General features: G+C 59.7%; 21 protein-coding genes. 8 read left to right on the top strand and 13 right to left on the bottom strand.

From position 1 onward, the window contains the following. Positions 1-125: 125 nt before the first annotated feature. The 3 genes from ACOYO3_RS00445 to ACOYO3_RS00435 form a co-directional block, all read right to left on the bottom strand. The gene (locus ACOYO3_RS00445) at positions 126-1,550 is read right to left on the bottom strand and encodes a phosphoglucomutase/phosphomannomutase family protein (protein ID WP_002515771.1); all 1,425 of its coding nucleotides are present in this window, start codon (positions 1,548-1,550) and stop codon (positions 126-128) included. 116 nt (positions 1,551-1,666) lie between these two features. Beyond that, positions 1,667-2,857: a galactokinase family protein gene (locus tag ACOYO3_RS00440; RefSeq protein WP_002515823.1), complete on the bottom strand. Its 1,191-nt coding sequence runs from the start codon at positions 2,855-2,857 to the stop codon at positions 1,667-1,669. Further along, a complete protein-coding gene (locus ACOYO3_RS00435; protein WP_002515732.1) occupies positions 2,854-3,690 on the bottom strand; it encodes a nucleotidyltransferase family protein in 837 nt (278 codons plus the stop codon). The genes ACOYO3_RS00440 and ACOYO3_RS00435 overlap by 4 nt, the downstream gene beginning before the upstream one ends. Positions 3,691-3,814: 124 nt before the next feature. Here ACOYO3_RS00435 and ACOYO3_RS00430 point away from each other — a divergent pair, with 124 nt between their 5' ends. Further along, positions 3,815-4,642, top strand: a complete 828-nt coding sequence (locus tag ACOYO3_RS00430; RefSeq protein ID WP_002515877.1) for a hypothetical protein — start codon at positions 3,815-3,817, stop codon at positions 4,640-4,642. 193 nt (positions 4,643-4,835) lie between these two features. Here the strand turns inward: ACOYO3_RS00430 and ACOYO3_RS00425 are convergent, their stop codons facing one another. Beyond that, positions 4,836-5,738 (bottom strand): endonuclease domain-containing protein, encoded by a 903-nt coding sequence (locus ACOYO3_RS00425; protein WP_002515848.1) that lies wholly within the window; start codon positions 5,736-5,738, stop codon positions 4,836-4,838. Positions 5,739-5,987: 249 nt separating this feature from the next. Between ACOYO3_RS00425 and fumC the strand changes: the two genes are divergently transcribed. Beyond that, a complete protein-coding gene (gene fumC, locus ACOYO3_RS00420) occupies positions 5,988-7,394 on the top strand; it encodes a class II fumarate hydratase (RefSeq protein WP_002524541.1) in 1,407 nt (468 codons plus the stop codon). Between the two features lie 220 nt (positions 7,395-7,614). On the opposite strand, the gene ACOYO3_RS00415 is transcribed toward fumC, so the two are convergent. The 3 genes from ACOYO3_RS00415 to ACOYO3_RS00405 all read right to left on the bottom strand — a co-directional run bounded on the left by ACOYO3_RS00415 (position 7,615) and on the right by ACOYO3_RS00405 (position 10,969). Continuing rightward, positions 7,615-8,526, bottom strand: a complete 912-nt coding sequence (locus ACOYO3_RS00415; RefSeq protein ID WP_002524543.1) for a carbohydrate ABC transporter permease — start codon at positions 8,524-8,526, stop codon at positions 7,615-7,617. 1 nt (position 8,527) lies between these two features. After that, positions 8,528-9,421: a carbohydrate ABC transporter permease gene (locus ACOYO3_RS00410; RefSeq protein ID WP_002518516.1), complete on the bottom strand. Its 894-nt coding sequence runs from the start codon at positions 9,419-9,421 to the stop codon at positions 8,528-8,530. A gap of 237 nt (positions 9,422-9,658) precedes the next feature. Beyond that, complete coding sequence (locus ACOYO3_RS00405) at positions 9,659-10,969, bottom strand: ABC transporter substrate-binding protein (RefSeq protein WP_002524544.1); 1,311 nt, start codon at positions 10,967-10,969, stop codon at positions 9,659-9,661. Positions 10,970-11,218: 249 nt separating this feature from the next. On the opposite strand from ACOYO3_RS00405, the gene ACOYO3_RS00400 reads away from it, so the two are divergent. Next, entirely contained in the window at positions 11,219-12,199 is a 981-nt protein-coding gene (locus ACOYO3_RS00400) for a LacI family DNA-binding transcriptional regulator (RefSeq protein WP_002518518.1), read from the top strand. Positions 12,200-12,207: 8 nt separating this feature from the next. Here the strand turns inward: ACOYO3_RS00400 and ACOYO3_RS00395 are convergent, their stop codons facing one another. After that, positions 12,208-12,900, bottom strand: a complete 693-nt coding sequence (locus tag ACOYO3_RS00395) for a suppressor of fused domain protein (RefSeq protein WP_002517414.1) — start codon at positions 12,898-12,900, stop codon at positions 12,208-12,210. Positions 12,901-13,025: 125 nt separating this feature from the next. On the opposite strand from ACOYO3_RS00395, the gene ACOYO3_RS00390 reads away from it, so the two are divergent. Further along, positions 13,026-13,883 carry a mechanosensitive ion channel family protein gene (locus tag ACOYO3_RS00390; protein ID WP_002515857.1) on the top strand — a complete coding sequence of 286 codons (858 nt, stop codon included), beginning with the start codon at positions 13,026-13,028 and terminating at the stop codon, positions 13,881-13,883. Positions 13,884-14,052: 169 nt separating this feature from the next. Here ACOYO3_RS00390 and ACOYO3_RS00385 read toward each other — a convergent pair whose 3' ends face one another. Continuing rightward, complete coding sequence (locus ACOYO3_RS00385) at positions 14,053-15,306, bottom strand: glycerate kinase (protein ID WP_002518519.1); 1,254 nt, start codon at positions 15,304-15,306, stop codon at positions 14,053-14,055. A gap of 5 nt (positions 15,307-15,311) precedes the next feature. Here ACOYO3_RS00385 and ACOYO3_RS00380 point away from each other — a divergent pair, with 5 nt between their 5' ends. Beyond that, on the top strand, positions 15,312-15,566 hold the full coding sequence (locus ACOYO3_RS00380) for a hypothetical protein (RefSeq protein WP_002512648.1): 255 nt from the start codon (positions 15,312-15,314) through the stop codon (positions 15,564-15,566). A 105-nt stretch (positions 15,567-15,671) separates the two neighbouring features. Continuing rightward, a complete protein-coding gene (locus tag ACOYO3_RS00375; RefSeq protein WP_014172598.1) occupies positions 15,672-17,171 on the top strand; it encodes a CCA tRNA nucleotidyltransferase in 1,500 nt (499 codons plus the stop codon). Here ACOYO3_RS00375 and ACOYO3_RS00370 read toward each other — a convergent pair. Beyond that, positions 17,168-17,434 (bottom strand): hypothetical protein, encoded by a 267-nt coding sequence (locus tag ACOYO3_RS00370; protein WP_002519760.1) that lies wholly within the window; start codon positions 17,432-17,434, stop codon positions 17,168-17,170. The two genes, ACOYO3_RS00375 and ACOYO3_RS00370, sit on opposite strands and share 4 nt — an antisense overlap. On the opposite strand from ACOYO3_RS00370, the gene ACOYO3_RS00365 reads away from it, so the two are divergent. Then, complete coding sequence (locus tag ACOYO3_RS00365) at positions 17,433-19,355, top strand: DUF6049 family protein (RefSeq protein ID WP_002524546.1); 1,923 nt, start codon at positions 17,433-17,435, stop codon at positions 19,353-19,355. The genes ACOYO3_RS00370 and ACOYO3_RS00365 overlap by 2 nt on opposite strands. A gap of 133 nt (positions 19,356-19,488) precedes the next feature. After that, on the top strand, positions 19,489-21,234 hold the full coding sequence (locus ACOYO3_RS00360; protein WP_002519762.1) for a protein kinase family protein: 1,746 nt from the start codon (positions 19,489-19,491) through the stop codon (positions 21,232-21,234). On the opposite strand, the gene ACOYO3_RS00355 is transcribed toward ACOYO3_RS00360, so the two are convergent. The 3 genes from ACOYO3_RS00355 to ACOYO3_RS00345 form a co-directional block, all read right to left on the bottom strand. After that, entirely contained in the window at positions 21,229-21,351 is a 123-nt protein-coding gene (locus ACOYO3_RS00355; protein ID WP_002518524.1) for a hypothetical protein, read from the bottom strand. The genes ACOYO3_RS00360 and ACOYO3_RS00355 overlap by 6 nt on opposite strands. Positions 21,352-21,583: 232 nt before the next feature. Further along, on the bottom strand, positions 21,584-23,131 hold the full coding sequence (glpK, locus tag ACOYO3_RS00350; protein ID WP_002524547.1) for a glycerol kinase GlpK: 1,548 nt from the start codon (positions 23,129-23,131) through the stop codon (positions 21,584-21,586). Between the two features lie 60 nt (positions 23,132-23,191). Further along, on the bottom strand, positions 23,192-23,944 hold the full coding sequence (locus tag ACOYO3_RS00345) for an MIP/aquaporin family protein (RefSeq protein ID WP_002515723.1): 753 nt from the start codon (positions 23,942-23,944) through the stop codon (positions 23,192-23,194). Between the last annotated feature and the right edge of the window lie 174 nt (positions 23,945-24,118).

Genomic DNA, 24,118 nt, shown 5'->3' with positions numbered 1-24,118 from the left:
TTCCCCGATTCGGTTGGGAACCAATCACGTGAGGGCCCGGACCATGCTCCGATCGGGAGAAATCGTCACCGGGTTGCTGCTCTCCCGAACCGGACAGGACGTGTGAGGAGAGCAGCGCTGGTTACTCACTCGAAGTGGTAGTGCTTCACGACCTTGTCGATGCATTCGCGAGCCATCTGCGCGACAGGCATCTCGCAAAAGACCCGCAGGAGAGGCTCGGTGCCAGAAAACCGAACAATGATCCACCCACCGTTGGCGAAATAGACCTTCACCCCGTCCATGTCGCTGATGTGATCGACCTCTAGGCCGAAGTCGGGCAGATCCTTGTCCTGGTAGATACGCCTCTTGAGGTACTCCTTGTCCTCAGGGGCGAAGGAGAAGTCGTCCTCCACCATCTCTAGCCGACCGTAACGCTCCTCGATGTCGGCGTAGATCTGCGAAAGCTTCTTACCCCGCTTGGCGATCATTTCCACCAGCAGGGTGCCAGCATAGACACCATCCTTGCCTGCAATATGCCCCTGGACGGTCAAACCACCGGAGGACTCACCACCGATGACGGCGTTGGTCTCGGCCATCTTGGACGACACCCACTTAAATCCGACCGGTACCTCGTAACAGGTCTGCCCGTGGGCCTCGGCGACACGGTCAAGCAGGTGGGTCGTCGCGAGGTTACGCACGCAGGGCCCCTGCCATCCCTTGTCCTCCAGAAGGTAGGTGTACAGCAATACGAGGATCTGGTTGGGATGCAAGAAATGCCCCTGGTCATCAATGATACCGAGGCGGTCTGCGTCACCATCAGTGGCAATGCCGATATCGGCTCCACGCTCGACAACCTCCTGGGCCAGAGTCTGGAGGGTTCGCGAATTCGGAGAAGGAAGGCGCCCACCAAAGAGGGTGTCGCGACGCTCGTGAATGGTATCGACGTCGCAACGGGCCGTCATAAGGATGGTCTGGAGGCAGGTGCGGGAAACGCCAAACATGGGGTCGAGGACGACCTTGAGGTGGGCGTGGCGGATGGCCTCCAGATCGACATGATCAAGGATCGCGTCGATGTACCAGTTCATTGATGTCTGCACCTCAATTACACCGTCACGAAGGGCATCAGTGCGGTGCACGCGCCTAATGTCCTTTGGGCTGATGGAATTGGCGCGGTGCTGAATGGGTTCAGTGATCTCGACCTTGGCATCACGGCCACCCTCCGTGAACACCTTGAGACCGTTATAAGTGGCAGGGTTGTGGGAGGCGGTCACCGCCATACCGTAGGCACAGCCGAGGTCCCGAACGGTCCACATGATCATCGGGGTCGGAGCAGGCCGGTCGATGATTCTCACGACGATGTCGTTACCGGCGAGTACCTCCGCTGCCCACCAAGCGAATTCCGGGGAAAGGAAGCGCTGGTCGTATCCGATGACGACAGGGCGATGTTCCTGATTTTCGTCGTGTATACGGTCGGCAAGCGCCTGAGCGACCCGCTCAACATTTAAGCGAGTAAACGTGTCCGCGATGATGGCTCGCCAGCCGCCGGTGCCAAATTCAATTTCGTCCGCCATGGCTCACAGGTTAGGTCGAAAAAGCCTTCATGGTTCGTAAAACCCAGCCCCATGGCAACTGCGCTCATCGCTCCTGCGCGATAGCAGGAATACGATGAGCGGGCTGCCGAACGGAATCAGTCCAGGCGCCGGGCGGAGGGCCCCGGACGTGTGACCACGGTAACGGCCTGTCCAGCCTCCTCCGAGTACTCGTCGCGGTACTTACCGAGCCACGTACTAGCGAACTCCGGAGCCTCGGCATTAGGCACGAGAGCCCACACCGAGCCACCGAAACCTGCCCCGAACGAGGTGGCCCCAGTCGCTCCAAGTTCGCGAGCGATGCGCGCGAGAGCCGATGTCTGTGGCACTTGATTGCCAAGAAGGTCCTCGGCCGCGCGTTGCGACTCGTCAGCCATTCGACCGAATCTTTCAAGGTCACCACACGCCAGTGCTTTCGACGCCTCAGGAATGATGCTTTCAGACTCAGTAAGGAAGTGATCGAGGCGCCGAGTGAGATCGGCGCGATCGCTCACCACCTCGTGCAACTTCTCAGCATTAGGGTCGGCCACTAGGGCATCCCCGAGGACAGCGTCCTCACGACCTGTGGTCGAATTCCACCGTTCGATGATCTCGCGCGTCGCCAACGATGCCGCGTTGTAAAGATCACGAGCAGCTCCGGTCTTCTCGGCCGCGACCCCGGAAACGATGACGACAAAGGACATGTCTTCAGGGAATGGGACCCGTTGCTGCAATCGAATCGGGCAGAAGCGAAATTGACCGAGCTGCCCGTCCTTACTGCACACCATTGCGGTGTGGTCCTCTGAACCGCCAAAAGTGCCCACACCTGCGGCCCCTACCAGGTTCTTGAAAGTCATACCGTTCTCATGACAGGCCAGATACCCAGCCAGATCGGCATCGTCGGTGATGTTGTCCTGCCAGGTGCGGGTATCAGGCAGCCCATTGAAATCAGCCAGGCCCAACACGATCGCGCTGACGAGGGCAGAGGAAGAACTCATCCCACTGGCTAACGGCAGGTCAGAAGTGAGCCGAATCCTGGCGGGGGCCAAATCACCGAAATTTGCCGCCAAACGGTCAACAACGGCTTGTGCGTACCTACCCCAGTGACCAGCCGGCAATTTTGGATCATGACCCGCGGCTAAGGACAGCTCACCGGGAGCGGCGTCCGTCGACACCGTTATCCCACTGTCACCCGGCTCGATTGAAATCGTCACCCCGCGATCCACGGCGGCCACCAGTGTGGACCCGCCAGCGTAGTCAGTGTGCTTGCCGAGAACCTCTATCCGTCCCGGAACGAACCAGCGTGTCACAGTTTCACCTCACGGCTGCTGAGAGCCTCCACTACAGACGTAATGTCGCCGCGGTTCGACATGTCGAGAACTCCCGACTCGACCGGAACGACATCAAAATGCTCGCCATGCTCCACCATCCAGCGCACTGCATCGACAATCTCGTATTCCCCGCGCTCCGACTTGTCGATCGAGCGGCACGCCTCGAAGATTCTCGGGGTAAGAAGGAAACAGTTCATCGATACCAGCGCAGTCTCTCCGGCAGCATCAACGATGTGGGGGTCCGGCTTCTCGATGATATCCGTAAGTTGACCTGAATCATCAGAATCCAGCAGGGCGAAGGCACGAATGCGCTCAGGATCGATGTTGGACTGCGCGATCATGGCGCGCTTCGTGAAACCTAGGGTTCCTGAGGCGGGAACCTCGCGAAGTCTGGCGACCGCGTCCTCCGGGTAAAAATTGTCAGAGTTCACAACCAGCACACGGTCATCACCGGCAAATTCCTCGGCGGCTGCGACGGCGTCCGCAGTACCCAGAGGATGCTCCTGGACCGCATAGACAATCGATAACCGCGATTTTTCGCATGCGTCGTAGTAGTCCCGGATTACGTTGTGTTCAGGGCCGATCACCAGACAAAATTCGTCAAAGCCAGCGTCGGCTAGCGCTGAGATGACGTAGTCGAGAAATGGACGATCATCAAGACTGATCATTGCCTTGACGCCGGCTGAAGCAGCAGCTGCTTGGTCTGCTGTAAGGGAGACTCCCTCGACAGATTTGCGCATCCGCGTTCCCAAACCACGCGCCATGATGACGACCTTGTGAGGAGCCGTTTGTGCCACGGGATCGTGTGTCATGTGGGTAATCCTAGGAATCAGTTCGAGTCCGCGCGCAGATAGGGCAACATCCGGTCACCTAAGATGATCCTTTTCCATTTCTACCCGTCCGTCAGGGGACACATCAATCACGTATCCTAGCGACATGGTCACCGGTAGTAACGGCACCTCAGGCAAGAAATCGCAAGCTAGCACGCACACCTGGGCAATCCTCTTCTTCCTCGCCCTCATCGTCGTTATGCGGCATAGCGCCTTGGGTGCGCTCCTCAGCTTGGTGGTGGTCATGACGATCATCATGTGGGTCGTTCAAAGACAGAAGGCTCAGGCCAAACGAGTCAAAAACGGTGGGCACCACGAGTCCACCTCGGACAAGCAAAATCTGGGGAACCTGAACCCCAACCCCACAGACGACAAGAAGGTCATTGAACGCAGACCTCGATCATCAGCAAACAGGGCCGACAGCTTCTCCGCCTCTCCGGACAAGGGCCTGTTCGGTGGCTCCTTCGCTGCTCTGACCGATGCGTTGCCCGGCAACGTTGATGAGCCCGGTAAGCACATTGAACCCGCGCAACCTCAGCAACATCACCCAGCCCCGGAACGAGGGTCTTCGCAGCATCATGCTTATGCACCGCGCCCCTCCCATCAGCCTCCGGATTCCGTGAGTTTTCACGACCCCGAATCCCTTCGGCCTGAGATCTCTCGGCCCGGAGTCGAGCCAGCGACCAAGCCTGCCTCCCGTGTTCTGGCACCCGCCCCACCGATAAAAACCACAGCCCCGGCTCCTGCTGTCACTCAGAAAGCCGCCTCAACCGCTGCCCCGGCAAAAATCGCCCGCGGCAGCCGATTCGACGACAACCGAGGCGGATCGGCAGCTATTTCCATGACCCGTGAATCAGCTACGACAAGCCTGCACGAGGTCCCCGAATACAACGGTTCGTGCCTATCCACGTCTTCCCTCTTCGCGCAGCAATGACTGAATTAGCACAGCGGTAATCGGAAAACCCGCTCATTCGCGGTCCCGTCACGAGGAACAGCAAAATAAGTCTGACCTCCGGCGGACCGGGCATGATCCAGCCCCAACCCCCAGCGTGCTGACATTTTTCGCACTCGTGCAACGACCGGATCCGACAAGAAGACGGACCCCAACACAAGCAGCATGCACCTGGTCACAGACCCGACTTGCCGCTTCGTGCCGCTGCAACCACACCCCTATGGCGGCCCCAGAGCGCTGACCTGACGGTGTCGAGTACCAGCTCCGGGTTATCCCGAATCATATTCGGCGTGACCCGAATGACACGCAATCCAGCTCCAACCAACAGCGCATGGCGCCTGGCCGTCGCCTCGTAATCTGCCGGTCTCCCGTGAAAGGCGTAGCTATCGATCTCGACGACCACGTTCTCCTTCTTAAACCAGAGGTCCGGGAAGACGGCGTTCCCGTCAATCCACAACCTCTCGTTTGCCTTCCATCCACTGACCCGGTGGCGGCGGAACAACGCATGAATCTCCCGTTCAGCAACAGACCATGGACGGTCTAACAACTGCCGCAACACTCTTCTGACAACGCTGGATGGGGCCTTCCTTGCCAACTTAGGGCGAACTCCGCGAAGGTCTTCGGTAGCCACGTAGCCTTTCCGAAGGCATTCCGTGGCGGCCTCCCAGTCCCCACGCAACGCCAACCAAAAGCACGTGTAGGCACAGGTAGTACGCACACCGTACCGGTCCTCAATGACGGGCTCGCTCCCAGCGCGATGGAACCTTAACCATGGCCGACGCGAGCACCGGGGCATCGAATGTGGAACGATGACGTCAATCTCGGTCATCTTGAGGTCTCTCATCCCCGCCAGGTACAAAGCAGCTCTGCCAGTGAAGATCGCGCTCGGGCGCCACAACCTGACGGCTCGCATCCACGCCTCTGGGTGCCTAGCGGCCATAGCAGTCATGACGATTCTGGGCAGAGGTCTAATAACGTAACCTTCCCGTGCTGCCCGCCGCGCCTGCCGAGCGACTCGTCCCACTGAACTGATTTTGGCCACACCACCGTTGGCCTCCAGAATGTCAACTAACTCCATATCTTCAGTTGTCGTTTGAAGCCGGGTATTTTCGTCACCCAATTCGACATCTGTGGATAACTACCGCGGAAAATATTGGAGTTGTCCACAGGTTCCTTGAGGCGCCGCCCGCATCTCGCAAGCCCAAGCTCCCAGCCTCATAGACCGAATCCCTGGCCGCACCCTCCCCCTATGTGTCCGCGACCTCCCTGACCAAAAATCCCACCACCCCGCCACCTGTGACATCCCCGTGCAAAGTAGGCTTGCGACATGGCAGAGATGCGCATTGAGAAAGACAGCATGGGCGAGGTCGAAGTACCCGCCGAGCATTACTGGGGAGCCCAGACACAGCGTTCCCTCCACAACTTCGAGATCGGCCGTGACACCTTCGTTTGGGGCCGAGACATGATCCGTGCTCTCGGAACTCTCAAGAAGTCCGCGGCACTAGCCAACAAGGAACTGGGTGAGTTGCCGGGCGACGTTGCCGACCTCATCGTCCAGGCCGCCGACGAGGTCATCGCCGGAAAACTCGATGACGAGTTCCCGCTGGTGGTCTTCCAGACCGGTTCGGGCACCCAGTCCAACATGAACACCAACGAGGTCATCAGCAACCGTGCGATTGAGTTGGCCGGTGGCGAACGCGGGTCGAAGAAACCCGTCCACCCCAACGACCACGTCAACCGTGGCCAATCTTCCAACGATACCTTCCCGACGGCCATGCACATCGCCGTTGTGTGTGCCCTCAATAAGCGCCTCTACCCCGCCGTCCAGCAGCTTCGCGACACTCTCGACGAGAAGGCCAAAAAGTACGACGACGTCGTGATGGTCGGCCGCACCCACCTGCAGGACGCAACGCCGATCCGCCTCGGCCAGGTCATTAGTGGCTGGGTCGCCCAAATCGATTTCGCCCTCGACGGCATCCGCTACGCCGATTCACGCGCCCGTGAACTAGCCATCGGCGGCACCGCCGTCGGCACCGGCCTCAACGCCCACCCTGATTTCGGCCCGACCGTCGCTAAGCACGCGACCGAGGAGACTGGCATTGAGTTCAAGCAGGCCGACAACCTTTTCGCCGCGCTGAGCGCCCACGACGCCCTAGTACAAGTTTCGGGGTCGCTGCGTGTCCTCGCCGACGCCCTCATGAAGATTGCCAATGACGTCCGCTGGTACGCGTCTGGCCCCCGCAACGGTATCGGCGAACTCCTGATCCCCGAAAACGAGCCCGGTTCTTCGATCATGCCTGGCAAAGTCAATCCGACCCAGTGCGAGGCCATGACGATGGTCGCCACCCGCGTGTTCGGTAACGACGCGACAGTCGGCTTTGCCGGTTCTCAAGGCAACTTCCAGCTCAACGTGTTCAAGCCCGTCATGGCCCATGCCTGCCTGGAGTCGATCCGCCTTATCGCCGATTCGTGCATCAGCTTCGACAAACATTGCGCCTACGGCATCGAGCCAAACCCCGACAAAATCAAGGAGAACCTCGACAAGAACCTCATGCAGGTCACGGCTCTCAACCGTCACATCGGTTACGACCTGGCTTCGAAGATCGCTAAGAACGCTCACCATAAGGGCATCAGCCTGCGGGAGTCCGCTCTGACGGTCGGCGGCATGAGCGAGGAGGATTTCGACAAGTGGGTCGTCCCCGCCGACATGACTCACCCCAGCGCCGCTGAATGATTTTCATCGCCACGACGACACGTCGGGCCGGTCACTGCATCAACAGTGACCGGCCCGACGTTTTTGTGCACAGAGAGGAGGAAAACCCGGGACACGGACCGTTTCGAGGGCACGATGTTCCGTCGGAATTGCACACCGAGCGCGACCACCGAAAATGGGGAAACCCGCCCCGACAAGGACCTACGTAGCGTGAGTCCATGCACACCTGATGTGTGGGGCATCACCCCTTGACAGCTCCAGCAGCAAGTCCGGACTGCCAGTAACGCTGGAGGACGAGGAACAAAATCACCAATGGGACCACTCCGATGACGGAAGCGAGCATCACGGCGCCCTTGTCCGGAGCGAAATAGGCCATCATGCCGTACAGTCCCTGAGTCACCGGCTGCAAGTTCTCATCAGTGATCATCATCAGCGGTAGCAAGAAGTTGTTCCACGTCGCAACAAAAATGAACAGAAAGATCGTCACCATGGCCGGGGCCAGCAGACGCAGCACCATAGTGGAGAAGATCCGGAGCTCTCCCGCCCCGTCAATACGGGCGGCTTCGAGGAGCTCCATTGGCACCGACGAATCGGCGTAGACATTGCCGAGGAACACCCCAAACGGGCTGACCATCGATGGGATGATCATTGCCCACATGATGTTGACCAGGTGCATCTTGATAAATAGCAAGTACAACGGAACGGTAAGCAACGCCACCGGCATGAGCAGGCCAACCATGATGACGACGAGCAGCACTCGGCGCCCCGGGAACCGGAATTTTGATATCACATATCCACAGGAGACAGAAATAAGCGTCCCAACGACTCCAGACACCGTTGAGTACAGCAATGAGTTGAGCACCCATCTCGGAAACATCCCCTTGGTCCAGGCCATGAGAGAGTGCCAGTTGGCGGCCCAGTTGAACTCGCCGAAGGCGAACCCAGAAGTGCTCACCAGATCGGTGTTGTTCTTGGTAGACGCGATGACCAGCCAGATGATAGGCAGCAAAAAGTAGCAAGCTACAACGGCCAAGATCACCCATGTGATTGTCCGGGCCGCCTTGGAGGGGGCAATCGATCGAGGCGGGAGACCATCCAATGAGGGGCGGTAAGGGATGCCATCCTTGGTGACGGCGGTCTTGCCGTGTGCCATGTCAGTCCGCCTTCCTCTGGACCAGGGCGTAGATCATTGCGAGCACCCCGGCGACCAAAGCCATCATGATGGACACCGCCGAGGCCGGACCGGCCCCGCTCGGGCTAATATTTCCGTTCATAGTGTTGTAAGCCATCATCATGGGCGTGTAATCACGCGGCATCCAAGTCGCAACGGTGGCCAAAACGGTCGGCTCGTTGAACAATTGCACAGTACCGATGATGGACAGCAGGACTGCCAACATAGCCGCGCCTCGAACCATTGGGATCTTAATTTTCGTCATGATCTCCCAACCGGAGGCGCCGTCGATACGTGCGGCCTCGTAGAGATCCGAGGGAATCGCCTGTAGGGCAGCTAAGAAGATCAACATGTTGTAGCCGGTAAAGGTCCACGTCGTCATATTGGCCATTGATGCGAGGATGACGTGAGAACTTAAGAGACTGAAGTTCAAATGTCCCGCGAAAGGGGAAATCTCGGGCACGTAGAGGTAGGCCCACATAATCGCGGCCACAAGCCCTGGGATCGCGTAGGGCAAGAAGTACGAAAGGCGCCAGAACCCGAGATGGCGCACCAAGTACGAGTCGATAACTAGAGCGAGGAACAGTGCAGCAAGGATCATGATCGGGATTTGGAAGACACCAAATAGCATGACGCGACCGATGCCGTGCCAGAAGGCTGGATTCGTGCATACGTCCTGGAAGTTCTCTAGACCGACAAATTTCTCCACTGTCCGGCCTCCGCCATAAAGGCCGCCTCCCTCGGCAACCTGCTTGTGGAACCCAGCCCGGATGCTCTCAATGATGGGAGCAACGAACACGATGATGAAGACGATGGTGAATGGCAGTGCGAATAACCAGCCAGTTAGCGCCTCGTGTCTGGCCTTGCGACTAGCCATCGTGGATGAGGACATGCCGACTCCTGTGAAGAATTGTCACGGTGCGGATCTTCCCGCACCGTTCGGCGACCATGGCGATCGCCGCGGACTGCGTCAATGACAGATCAAAACTGTCAGTCGAGGTGGGGTTTGGGGCCTCCTGAGCCATAGGAGACCCCAAACCGGCAAAAATGATCGGTCCGGACTGCGCACGCCGCTACCCTCGCCCAACCCGGAGCCGACCACCTTGCGTGAAAATCACCCGTTCACGGGGAGTCCAGCGTCCTTAAGCGCCTGGACCGAGGTGTCTTGCGCAGTCTGGAAGATGTCACCGACCTTGGCCTTGCCGGCAGCGGCACCAGCACCTTTCTCGTTCATCTTCGTGCCCACGACAGTGAAGCCAGGGATATACCCGAACTTCGGGGCGAGCCTCTCATTTGCCTTAGCAAGCTCGGCCATGACGTCTTGGCCACCAAACTGCTTCTTCATCTTCTCAGGAGTAGTCACCTGCCCCTTAGCGGCGGGGACCAAACCTTGGGTAGCGAGGTCGTTGACTTGAGTGTTGAACCAGTCGTTGAACTGCATCGCCTGAGCGGGGTACTTGCAGCCCTTGACGACGGCGACACCGGAGCCGCCGTCAGGTCCAGTCATGTCTGATCCTCCGAAAGATGGCAGCTGGACGACGCGCCACTGACCGTTGTAGCTGGTCTTATCGAGGGCGTCCAGCATGAAGCCAGTCTCCCAAGCAGCAACGATATTGCCGATGAGTTTCCCGCTGACAAGGTCTTTCGTGTACGCGTCGCTCCAACGGGCGTCAGTGACAGCGCTCTCGTCGTCGAGGGCTTTCTGCCAGAAATCGGCAACAACTTTGCTCTTGTCACCGTTGGTATCGACCTTCCACTTATCGCCTTCGGCGGAGTACCACACGGCGCCCGCAGCAGCAGCCTGAGCGGATAGCCAATTCTGGGCTTCATCGGGCTCAAATCCGAGGATGTACTTGCCCTTGGCGGCAGCCTTCTTGGCGGAGGAAAGCAACTCAGAAGAGGTCTTCGGAACCCCAATGCCAAGCTTCTTGAACTCGGCCTCGTTGTATACGTACACCAGTGGGCCAGTGTCTTGGGGCAGACCAACGACCTTGCCGCCAACAGACATCTGCCCGTAGGCACCCGAGAAATGGCCTTTATATTTCTCAGCCTCGTTGGTGACGTCCTGCACCAAGCCCTTGACGTACATGTCTGGGACCTCGGAATATCCCGACTGGACCAGACAGGGGGCAGTCCCAGCCTTCACGTCAGCCTCCAGCTTGGGCATGAGCTCATTGGCCTTGCCCGGGAATTTCGTGGCTTCAACCTTGATGTCAGGATGCTCCGAGTTCCACTTTTTGACGATGTCAGCGACCTTCGTCATCCCCTCCCCGTCGGGCAAACGGTGCAGGTACTTGATGGTGACCGGGCCGGAAGCTGCCGCGGACTGCGACGCAGCCTTACCGGGCGACCCGGATCCCCCCGAGGAACTGCCACAGGCGCCGAGCACGAGTGTTCCGGCGACGATCGCAGCAACAGAGGCCATCCGACGAGTACGGCGTGTGATCATGTCAACCCTCTTCCTTGAGTAAATGGGCCACGAGTGGACCCGTAGCCTGCCGACCGGCGTGTATTGGATACCGCCCTAGAATCCATCGTACATCGCTGTGTACACGTGTACATTACGACTCGTGGCCCACCTCCGACAAGTGGGGTCGCACAACCGAGCGTCACCGATGGTGGACCGGAATAATGAGGAGGATTGTCGATGAGTGCGGAAACAGGCCGACCCACTATGCACGAGGTAGCTCGGGTCGCCGGTGTCTCCCATGCCACAGTGTCACGGGTCCTCAACGGCCACACCAACGTTGCCCCCGCAACCGCACGAGCTGTCGCCGACGCGATCATTACCACCGGTTATGTACCCAATCGAGCAGCACGGTCGCTACGAGTCCAGTCCACCGACACTGTGGTCCTCGTAGCCCGCGAAAAAGCCGACGTTTTCTACAGTGAGCCAACTCTGTCGCCGATGGCATCGGGAGCGAATCTTCGCCTCTCTGAGCACGGGTACCAGATGCTGCTAGCCCTCGTCGATTCTTCCCGATCCGCTGAGCGGGTCGGGTCATTGATTGCCGGGGGATCTTTCGACGCGGCAATTTTGGTAGCGATGAGCAACGACGACCCGCTGATCGCGCGTCTTATGGCCACAAATACTCCCCTCGTAACCTCATCCACGCCGTTTCCGGGCTTTGACATCCCTTCAGCTGACACCGACAACGTCGGAGGTTCCCGGGCTATCACCGCGCGACTCGTAGCCACTGGTCGGTCAAAATTAGTCGCTATCGGAGGGCCATCGTGGGCCCCGGTCACCCAGCTGCGTCTCGACGGGTTCCACCAAGGTGCGAAAAATGCCGCCTTAGGGCACACCACAGTCAATGAATGGACCCTCACCGCCGGCAAGCGGGCAATGAGGGAACTCCTTGAGCTTCACCCGGACCTCGACGGTGTTGTCGCGGCCTCAGATCTGCTGGCGGCGGGAGCAACCCGAGCCCTCAACGAGGTCGGTCGGCGGGTCCCACAGGACGTCGGCGTCGTCGGGTTCGACGATGCACCAATCGCGGCTCTCAACGATCCTCCGCTGTCGACGGTGCGCAGCGATGCCAGGGCAACGGGAATTGCCTTAGCCGACATGGCTATCGCGCAGATTCGCGGCCAGGAGCTCCCCCAACCCCACCTCCTACTACCCAACGAAGTAGTTTGGCGAGAGTCGGCCTGACCGGTCCGTCAGACCACCGACGGGCGTTGCAGGTCGGTGTAGTTAACGGCCTTGGCATCAAGAAGTTCGACAAAAACGTCGAACCCGTTGGCCTCCAGCCACTGACGCTCGGCCTCGGTGATCGGTACGCCAAGTAACCAGTGGACCTTCATGTCGCCAATGTCCACCTGGTCTAGCTGGGGGGTGGTGAAGGGATGGCACCACATGAGATGCGGGGTAGTGGAATTCGGCGCGTACATCGACACAACATCGCCGAAGACGATCCCGGGAGCCATCGACCAGTGATCACGGAGCACCGCGAAGGCGCACGATCCCAGGACCTTGCCCATGACGTCAGAACCGGGAGCGCCCACCACCATAAGCTCCGCGCGAATATCGCTGCTGGTGCCGTCAACGAGGGCGACGGCATTGGGTTCAGCGTGCAGACTCACCGTCGACCAGGTCGACCAACCCGGCGCGGGCGCATCAGCAAAAGCCAGAACATCGATGCGCACCTCTTCGGCGGCGTCTACCATGCCATCCGCACGGGGTGTACCACCGACCGCCTCGACTACGGCCTGAGCAACCTGAGGGCCGGTTGAAGGCATCTGCGTTGGCTCGGCCAGATGCTCAGGCAGGTCTTGTGGGTCCAGCGGTCGCTCAGCCGTTAGCTCATCACCGTCAGGAAGGCGTGCTGCTGGGGAGACGTTTTCGTCGCTCATACATCGATCCTGTCACGTTGATGGCTCTAGCGTGTCCGGGGCGGGGGTTTTCTTGCCCGACGTGGGAAGGTGGAAGTGTTACTGAGAGCACATCCACCGCCTGAACCCGACCGCGAAGGGAGACCATGCCTCCGCTGAAATCCGACGTGTGGACATGGGACACACTCATCCACATCGCCATCATCATCGCTGTAGCGATCATCGCCCGTTGGCTGCTCCGCAAGGGCGTTGATTGGACGATTCATCTCATGGTGTCGCGCTCCGAGAAACGCGAAGCGACGATGCCAGGCCGCACGCGTCGTATCCTCGCAGAGGCGACCGGCGCGAGCATCGATCGACAAAATCAGCGCACCGCAACCGTTGGCGGGCTTCTTTCGAATGTCGGTGTGACGATCATCATCATCGTCGCCCTGCTTTCGGGATTCAGCACCATCGGCTTCAAGATCACCCCCATCCTCACCTCCGCCGGAATTGTTGGCGTGGCGCTAGCCTTTGGCGCACAGACGCTCGTCAAAGACGTCCTGGCGGGACTTTTCATCATCTTCGAGGACCAGTACGGCGTCGGTGACGCGGTGAAAATCAATGAAGTGGAGGGGCTCGTTGAAGATGTCGGCCTACGTGTGACGCGGATCCGGGATTGGAATGGCGCAGCCTGGTATCTACGCAACGGTGAGATCACCAAGGTGGGCAATGTCACTCAGGGCTGGACGACCTCGTTTACTGACATCAACGTGCACGCCTTGGAAGATCCCAACCAGGTGATCCGCGTCATCCGTAAGGTTCTCGACAACCTCGAAGTCGAATTTGAAGGAACCCTACTCGACAAGCCGCTGGTGCTGGGCGTCGGCGACATCACCGGCGACACGATGACCTTCCAGGTCATGACGAAATGCATCGCCAACCAGCACAATAATGTTCTGCGCGCCCTGCGCCGCGAGTGTAAGGACGCCTTCGACGCGGCTCGGATCCGCAGGGTTTTCTGATCGACAGTCCGGTCTTCCTTTTCACCACGATCCCAAGTTTCCTCGGCCCCGGCCATCGCCAGATACCACGTGGTACACCTTTCGTGGGCAGAGAACTCGCCTCTCCCCCCACGACGTGACAGTTTTCGACGTCGCAGACGTCGGACGCTTTTCCGGCAGGTTCACCGGGTCAGCGACCGAGCTCCTCCCGCACTGCCTGCTCCACCGCCCGACTCAACAGCGGCCCAGCTTGGGCCATCGATGCCTCAACATCGGGCTCAATGTCGGACAAGCAGATGATGCGCTCGAAGACACGACGCTTCTCCTCAGGCAGGTCGCACCTCCCGCACACCGCCCATACCGGCACTCCTGCGTCGAGAGCAATCTTGCGGATCGTGTCAGGAAGCTTGCCTAGCAAGGTTTGCCTGTCAAGTCGACCCTCGCCAGTGACAACAAGTCCAGCCCCAGAGATTTTTGACACTGCTTTGGCCCATCCGAGCATTGCAGCTGCCCCCGGGCGGTATTTTGCTCCCAGACAGCGAAGCGCCCAACCAACTCCGCCGGCGGCACCGGATCCCGGATCGTCCCGGTAAGTACTACCGATGGCTGGTTCCATCAGGTCGGCAAGCCTGGTCAGACCGGCCTCAGCAATCGCGATGCCTTCGTGGTCCAAACCCTTCTGAGGACCAAACACGGCAGCCGCACCTTCTGGTCCGAGCAACGGCGAAGTGACGTCACACGCGACTGTCAGCTCTACCCCCGACAATTTTCGATTGAGTCCGGACAGGTCGAGGCGTGTGAGTTCCGTCAACCCTGCTGCCCCGGGAGAAATTGGCGCGAGATTTTTGTCGAGCAGACGCACACCTAAGGCTTCCAACATTCCTGCGCCGCCATCAGTGGATGCTGACCCACCGACCCCAACGGTGATGTCGGTCGCTCCTTTACGCAGGGCAGCTGCGATAACCTCACCAAGACCGCGGCTGGATGCCACGAGGCCACGCCGGGGCGTCGGCCGCCCGGATACCCGGTCGGCCCTCTCTAGACCACAACAGGTAGCCATTTCAATGACAGCATGGCGGTCACGCATTGCGTAGTCGACTTCCGCGAGGTCTCCCGTGGCGCCGTGACACTTGACGGTGACAGCATGACAACCGGCCGCTAGAACTGCCTCAACAGTCCCCTCCCCGCCATCAGCAACCGGGATCGTGATGACCTCACGATCCGGATCAGCCGCAGAAAACCCCCGCCGGACTGCTCGACAAGCCTTCCCAGAGCTCAGTGAGCCTTTAAACGAGTCAACGGCTACGACGACCGGCGCATTCGGATCGGGACGCATGGTCTCAGCATGGCACGCCACCATGTCGTGGCTCGAGACCGGCTCTCCCATCTTGATGACCATTTCTCCCGCCTCGAGTCCTGTATCCTCACTCCTTCGCCCCGACATGCATAATGTCGGCACTTTTCGTCACAACCCGTAAACTCGGGGTCATGGTAAATCGCGCCTACCTGTCCCTGAGCGTTCTTGCCCTCGTGCTGTGGGTGGCCGCGTACCGTCATTTACCCGGCTGGGCAGCTGGGATAACGCTGGCGTGCATCGTGCTGTTCTCACTGTTCTGCGAGTGGTCGCGGGTGCGTACCCTGGCACGCATCGGCAAATCTCGCGGTACCGCTGCCCAGAGCTCGCGCGGTCGTAAGCTGTCCTGATCAGGCCCTCAGCAGCCTTCATGACACGACCGATCCGAACAAGCCCTGTAGTGTTCCTACCGCCCACCAGCCTCGACGCCAATGTCGCGTAGGCTATTTGCCGCCATGCCTGAGAAAAACATCAACAGCACCACCATGCTGCCCGCCGCCCTGCGTCCTACCCCCGACGAATCCGGGATGACCGTGCCGCAGTTGCTCGAGCATCGCATCAATGCGCTCTTCGAGCAGATCCCGTTGGTGGCCGAACTAGGTGAGGCCTTCGCACAGGCTGGTCACGATTTGTATCTCGTTGGTGGATCTGTTCGCGACGCCCTTATGGGCCGACTGGGTCACGACCTCGACTTCACGACCGATGCCCGCCCTGACGACACTGAAGCGATCCTGCGCCAACACACCCACGCGACCTGGGATATCGGCCGAGCTTTCGGAACGATCGGCGCCCAGATTGACGATTGGGTGGTTGAGGTCACAACCTACCGCGCGGATGCTTACCATCCGGACTCACGCAAGCCCGAGATCGTCTACGGCGAGACCCTCAAGGACGACCTTATTCGCCGCGACTTCACTGTCAATGCGATGGCCCTTCATGCCGCTACCCGAACCTTCTCGGATCCTTACGCAGGCCTGACCGACATCGTGTCGGGAATTTTGCGCACCCCCTTCCCTCCGGAGCGGTCTTTCAGTGACGATCCTCTCCGGATGATGCGAGCGGCACGTTTCACCTCTCAGCTGGGTTTTACCGTCACGAACGAGGTACGTGCCGCCATGACCGACATGGCCTCTCGCATCGAGATCATCTCAGCCGAGCGTGTTCGCGATGAGCTCTCCAAGACTCTCCTCACTGACCACCCCCGTGAGGGACTGGACCTCCTCGTGACTACGAGGATTGCCGACTATGTACTTCCCGAACTCCCCGCACTGAGTCTCGAGCGCGACGAGCACCATCGTCACAAGGATGTCTATGAACATTCCTTAACGGTTTTGGACCAGTCGATCGACCTAGAGAAACGTCGCGGCCACGACCCGGACCTCACGGGTCGTCTGGCGGCCCTGCTGCACGACATCGGCAAGCCCTCGACGCGCAAGTTCGAGCCCGGCGGCAAGGTGAGCTTCCATCACCACGACATCGTCGGGGCGAAGATGGCACGCAAACGCCTTAAAGCCCTCACCTACCCCAGCCAGGTCGTCAAGGAGGTATCCAAGCTCGTCGAATTACACCTGCGCTTCCACGGCTACGGTGATCAAGGTTGGACTGACTCGGCGGTTCGTCGTTATGTTCGAGACGCCGGCGACCAACTGGAGCGCCTCCATATCCTCACCCGATCTGACTGCACGACTCGCAATCGGCGCAAAGCCGAGCGGCTGGAATTCGCCTATGACGATCTTGAGGCGCGCATCGCCAATTTGACCGCTAAGGAGGAGCTCGCCGCCATTCGACCCGACCTCGACGGCCAGCAAATTATGGCGATCTTAGGTATCAAGCCGGGACCGGAGGTTGGCAAGGCGTACAAATTCCTGCTCAACCTTCGCCTGGATGAAGGCCCGCATACTCCCGACGAGGCGAAAAACGCACTGCTGGCCTGGTGGGCCACGCAGGATCGCTAAACCTTTCTGATGGTCACAGCTGAAGCAGGTCGGCCAACTACCATGACAGACGTGCCTTCTCCTTCCCGCCTTCGCCCAGCCGCCTGGCTACTAGGCCTGTTGATGGTTTTGGCGACCGTTGTGACGGGATCATCCCCTGCCCAGGCGCGCACCGCTTCCGGGTTAGTCAAGGTGGCGATTACCTCCGTCACGCCACCGACGGGTGATCCCAAAACTCCCATCACCATTAAAGGGACGGTCACGAACACCTCCTCGGTGTCCATGACGTGGGTACAGGCGTCTTTTTGGCGTTCCCAGGACGAGATCAACGACACTCGGGACCTCTCTGACCTCCTCGCTTCCCCGGCTACCGTGCCAGTGGGGATGCGCTGGTTCCGCGAGCCGAAAGAGGCGTCAATTTTTAACATCACGGACCCCGAGGCCAACCAGACCTTTAAGCCAGGAGACACCGGGTCGTTCACCGTCACCGGTACACCCGCTCAGATGGGTCTGACGACGCCAAATGCTGTCTATGCAGTCGGGGTTCATGTACAGGCATCCCCGGGAAATCAACCGCGGAGAACCGTCGGACGAGCACGGGTACTCACGGTGCTCTCGGACGCTCACACCAGCGCGAATCTGGCCCCCGTTATCGTGCTGTCTGCCCCACCGTCGCGACGCATTGACGGTACCTTCACCGACGAATCCCTATCCGATGACATCACCCGCCGGTTGAAACCCCTCGCCGAGGCAGCACATACCCGCAATGCCACCGTGCTCGTTGATCCGAGTCTTATCGACGAAGTTCGTGCCATGGCGTCGGGTTATCTGGTAGCTGGCAAGGGCTCACACACTGTCGCCGGAACTGGCCAAGAGCAAGCCAAGGAGTGGCTCAATCTCGTCGAGCCTCTCTTATCGTCAGGCCGGGCGTATCGCCTGCCCTACGGAAATGCTGACGTCATCGGGGCCGCCCGGCAGGGACGCTCCAGTCTTTTACTGACGGTCAAGCACGCCGTCGACCCTTCCAACCCCGCGGCGCATTTGCCCTTGGCTATCATCGATCCCGCCGCTGAACTCGACAATTCGTCGTTCAAAACCTTGGCTAAAGAGCTCTCCCCCTCCGTCATACTGACTTGCGCAGCATCAGTTCGTAAGGGGGTTCGCGAGGACTTTGGGGTGAAGATCGTCGGGTTGGCCGACACGGTCCGGACCAGCGGCCATCCCCAATCAAACAGTGATTCTCAGCGACGCGGAATGCTGCTGTCCCAAGCCCTCCTCATGACTCGTGAGTCGATCCCTGCTGTCACCCTCGTGACCACCGTGAACGACGTCCAGGCCACTGCTCCCGTCAGCTGGCTCCATCTGCAGAACCTGTCGACAATTCTCAACGGGGCTAAACCGGCGCTACACCTGCCGGAAAGTCATGCCGGAAACACGATCCTCAAAGATTCGTGGTGGCAAATCCAGCACGACGTGGGCGTTGATGCTGACGGCTGGTCAGATTTGGTCGGGGCCTCGCCAGAGACGGCTTCTTTGACCTCGGCGAAATTTGTCAGCCGGACGCTGTCGGCGTCACTCAAGGATCGGGAGGCGTGGGCTACCGACGTTATGCGCCCGGCGTCGGAGGTCATTGCCGGTAACGGCTTGGTCCTGCACTCGGCTTCCCATTTTGTGATGTCGTCGTCACGTAACGAGTTCCCGCTCACGATCACGAACTCGCTAGCGCAGACGGTTCGTGTCAAGGTCGTAGTCACTTCAGAAAACCCGCAACGCATTGACATCCCGGACACCCAGGTTGTTGCGATACAGCCCAAAGAGACGCAAACCATCAAGTTTGCTCCGAAAGCGAGTTCAAACGGCGTCGTTGAGATGCAGGCTCACCTGTCGACTCCGTCGGGACGGCTCCTGGGTTCTCAGTCAACTTTCGTCGTCAAAGCTACCCAAATGGATGATGTGGGCTGGATCATCATCGTCGTGTCGGCATTGGTGCTCATCATCGCGACGGTGCTGAGAATCCGACAAGTGACGGCAAATTCCCAGCGCGACACCGAGACCGCAGCCCGAGATGCTAAGCAACCTGCAACGAAGCTTGATGACATTTCTGACAGCACGCCAGCCACCCCAGCACAACAGGATCAGGAAGCAGCCTCGAGTGACGATTCTGCACGGAGCTCTCACACCGACACTGGCGACCTCACCGCGTGACAATCCCAGAGTTCCGGGCCCGGATCGGTATCGTTGAGGATGCACAGTCGGATCGATCGGGTAGGAGGTGGCAGTGTCTTTCGAAGACCCCGCCGACCGCTACCGCGATCCATATGACTCGGGCTCCTATGAGATGGACAATCTTCCTCACCTCTCCGCGGGGTCCTTTTTGGGCGGGCGTTACCGTCTCGACCAAGAGATTTCACGTCCGGAGCCTTCGCTTGCGTGGCGGGCCTTCGACACTAAGCTGCACCGCCCGGTTCTTATCTACGCCCTGGCCCCACATGGTCGTCGCACCCCTGCTGTCCTTGACGCTGCTAGGCGCGCCGCTGTCGCTACCGATTCGCGCTTCTTACGGGTCCTTGACGCTGTCGTCGCCGGGCCGGGAGAACCAGCTTCGTGGGTCGTCAGTGAATACGCACCTGGCAAGTCGATCGAAGAGCTGCTAGAAACCGGCCCGCTGTCAGCGCTGGAAGCGGCGTGGATCGCCCATGAGATCGCTGATGCTATGGCCCCGTTACACGCCCAGGGGGTCTTCCATGAACGCATCAGCCCCGGGACCGTCCTGGTCACCTCAACAGGGAATCTCAAGATCAGTGGTCTCCTCATTGAGGCCGCATTGCATCCCCGGCCGGGGGATATTTCTCGCTCTTGGCCGGACCGCGAAGTCGTTGACGTGACGGATATTGGTCGCGTTCTCTACGCCTGCCTAGTATCTCGATGGCCCAACGGACAGGGGCACCGACCTTTCGTGGAACCGGCGACGGCCATGTCGTGGGGGCTGCCACCGGCACCTACAGATGCTCATGGCTGGCTCACCCCGCGTGAGGTGCGGGCCGGGGTCTCCCCCACCCTCGACGTCCTTTGCGACCAAATCCTCTCGCGAGTTCCTCACTATGACGAGGTCCCATTGCGCACAGCCAACGAGATCGCACAGTCTCTGGGACGGACCCTAGGATCCGCCGATGCCGCCGCTGACTTGGAGCGCCGCATCCGTTTCCCCGTAGATCAAACGTCTCAGGCCGAAAAAGACCCGTGGTGGTCAGACGAATCCTCGGCGTCGGTGGCACCGCAGGACCCCGATGAACCTGAGCGAGCTAAAGAATACGGTCCCGATGAAGAAGGTTACTGGTCTCCGGAAGCTGCTGCCGGCGAATGGGGTCGTCGCTCAGGACCCTTACCATGGTCAGGTCGTAACGACCCTCACATCACTCAGCTACCCCCTCAGGACTGGCCCAACGACGCTGAAGACGAGCCGGTATTCACGAAGGCCCGTCCACATAACCGGCGCTGGCCACCGATCCTCGTGGCTGTAACGGCCGTGGTCATGGTTGTATGTCTTATCGCTGTCGGGATGCGCCACTCCGACAGTGGCGCCTCACAAACGTCCAGTAATCCGACAACTGTCAAGCTGACGCATGTCCAGGAGTTTGATCCTTCCGAGGACGGTGGCGACGCCAAGGAGAACCATAACCAGGTGAAGTTCGCTATCGACGGTAACCCATCGACAGCGTGGCACACCGTCGTTTATCGCAACTCGGCGAAGCTCGGGAATCTTAAACCCGGGGTCGGACTCGTCGTCGACTTGGGCCGGGTCACGAAGGTCACCTCAGTCAAGGTACGGCTGGTGGGTTCCGGTACGGACATCTCGCTATGGGAGCCGACGCATGACGTGTCCTCGGATCAGCCGCCGATGAAGACGATCAAGGAGTGGACGCGCGTCGCGGCGGTGACGGGGGCTGGGAAGATCGTGACGTTGAAACCGTCGGAGAATACAAAGACCAGGCACCTTTTGGTGTACCTGACCGAGCTTCCTGCGAAATCAGCTACCCGGTTCCAGGGCGGGATCGCTGATATTACGGTCGTCGGCTCCTCATGAGGTAAGGCGTCCCGCCCCGGCTGACGCATCACGACGCGGCCACGTAGCCACAGCCGCGCCGGCCCATGCACTGGTCTGCAACACTGACCGCCTGTCGCCGCGTGCAAAAATTCCCACCTCACGAATACGTCCGGCTCAGGATTTCCCGACTCCTACCCGAATCGGCATTTTTCGTCACAGGTAGCTGCCATGCTCGACTCATGACACAACGGGGCTCATGACGCAACCGATCGACACAGCGGGGCGGCCCAAGCGCCCGGCAATGGCACGAGGAACTGGACGCAGTGGTGCCCCGCGCTGGAAGGCACGGGGCACCACCTGTCAACAGTTCATCAGGATCAGAGCAAGATCACTCCTTGACGTCGTCGTCCACCCAGTCGAAGGTCTTAGTGACAGCCTTCTTCCAGTTGCGGAACAGACGTTCGCGCTCATTCTTGTCCATCTTGGGTTCCCAGCGCTTGTCCTCGGCCCAGTTGTCGGTGACGTCATTCTCGCCTTCCCAGAAACCGACAGCGATGCCAGCGGCGTAGGCGGCGCCCAGAGCGGTGGTTTCGGCGACCACGGGGCGAACCACCGGCACATTGACCTGGTCGGCCTGGAACTGCATGAGGGTTTCGTTGGCGGTCATGCCACCGTCGACGCGCAGCTCCGTCAGCGGCACACCGGAGTCGGCGTTCATAGCCTCAAGAACCTCGCGAGTCTGGAAGGCGGTTGACTCGAGCACGGCGCGGGCAATGTGGCCACGGTTGACGTAGCGGGTCAAGCCCACGAGGGCACCACGGGCGTCTGGACGCCAGTACGGCGCGAACAGGCCAGAGAAGGCCGGCACAAAGTAGGCGCCACCATTGTCCTCGACGGTGTTAGCGAGAGCTTCGATTTGCGGGGCGGTCTCGAACATCTTGAGGTTGTCGCGCAGCCACTGTACCAGCGATCCAGCGACGGCAATCGAACCTTCCAGGGCATAGACGGTGGGCTGGTCACCGATCTTGTAGCAGACGGTGGTCAGCAGACCGTTCTCGGAGAAGATGGCCTCCTCACCTGTGTTCATGAGCATGAAGCAGCCGGTGCCGTACGTGTTCTTCGCCATGCCCTTTTGGAAGCAAGCCTGGCCAAAAGTGGCGGCCTGCTGATCGCCAAGAATGCCGGAGATCGGGGTATCGATCAGCAGGCCGTTCTTGCGACCATAGCCGTAGATCTCGGAGGAGGACTTGATCTCAGGAAGCATGGACTTCGGAATCCCCATGACCTCGCACATCGAGTCGTCCCACTGCAGCTTTCGGACGTCCATGAGCATGGTTCGGGACGCGTTGGTCGGATCGGTGATGTGCACGCCACCGTTAATACCGCCAGTCAGGTTCCACAGCACCCAAGTGTCCATGTTACCGAAGAGCAGATCGCCGGCCTCGGCCCTCGCACGGGCTCCCTCAACGTTGTCGAGAATCCATTTGACCTTCGGGCCAGAGAAATAGGTCGACAGGCCCAGACCACAGATCTCCTTGTAGCGGTCGGCGCCCTTGTCACCAGCTAGTTCGTTACAGATCTTTTGAGTGCGCGTGTCCTGCCACACGATGGCGTTATAAACCGGCTCACCGGTGTTCTTGTCCCACACCACTGCGGTCTCGCGCTGGTTGGTGATACCAGCAGCAGCCAGCTGGTGGCGGTTGATGTTGGCCTTGGTCAGGGCGAGCCCAACGACGTCGCGAACGGCCTCCCAGATCTCGATCGGGTCATGCTCAACCCATCCAGCACGCGGGAAGATCTGCTCGAACTCCTGCTGGCCAACGGCCATGATCTGGCCGGCGTGGTTAAAGATGATGGCACGGGCGGAAGTAGTGCCCTCGTCAATGGCGAGTACAAACTTCTCATCGCTCATGTTGGTTGCCTTTCTTATCTGCATTGACGTGTCTGACACATTACGGCTGACGCGCAATCAGTGTGTCACGAGAGGTATTCCCACTCACCAGAAAATGGAGTAGGTGAGAGCGGCCAGGACAGCACCGATCATCGGGCCAACGACCGGGACCCAGGCATATCCCCAATCGCTGTCACCCTTGCCCTTGATTGGCAAAACGGCGTGGGCGATACGGGGAGAGAGGTCACGGGCCGGGTTGATGGCATATCCGGTGGGGCCACCGAGGGAGGCACCGATGGAGACAATGAGCAAACCGACAGCCAGGGGGCCAATTTTCACTCCCTGGGTGAAGCCGGAGAGGATGACCCACAGCACAAGGACCCAGGTGCCGATGGCCTCAGTTATGGTGTTCCACAGCGGATTGCGAACCTCAGGACCGGTAGCGAAAGTGCCGAGCTTGAGGGCGGGGTCGCAATCCTCGTCATAGTGCTGTTTGTACGCCAGCCAGCACAGCACCGCACCGACAAAGGCACCGGCGAACTGGGCGAGGATGTAGATCGTGATGTTGCCAGCCGTAGCAGGGATACCAGGGGCCAGATCCTTGCCGGCGATGGCCAGACCGACGGTCACAGCCGGATTCAGATGCCCACCGGTCTTGTAAGCGGCGTAAACCCCGAACATCACGCCGAAGCCCCATCCCCAGTTAATCTGGAGGGAACCGGGGGCGTTAGCGTGGCCCTTGCTCTTGGGAAGGAGGTTATTGGCGACGACGCCACAACCCAGGAGAATGAGGATCAAGGTGCCCAAGAACTCCGACCCGAAGATCGTTGCACCGGGCACCGCGGTTTCGAGAAGCATGAAGACTCCTTCGTCGTGGTGTCATCCGTTGACACCGGTTTACTCGCCGGTGGCAGTCGATCCCGTAGAATTTAGGAACGGGGACCGTCGTCCCGCCCCCCATCGGGGTCGGACGTAGCTCACAGTCAAACATCAAGGGCCCCACGGATTCGCGATTCTGCACTCATGTGCATG

The organism is Cutibacterium sp. KBN10P07758, assembly GCF_050286205.1.
GTDB lineage: Bacteria > Actinomycetota > Actinomycetes > Propionibacteriales > Propionibacteriaceae > Cutibacterium > Cutibacterium acnes.
The sequence above is the reverse complement of the archived record's forward strand: the minus strand, read 5'-3'. Positions and strand labels throughout refer to the sequence as shown.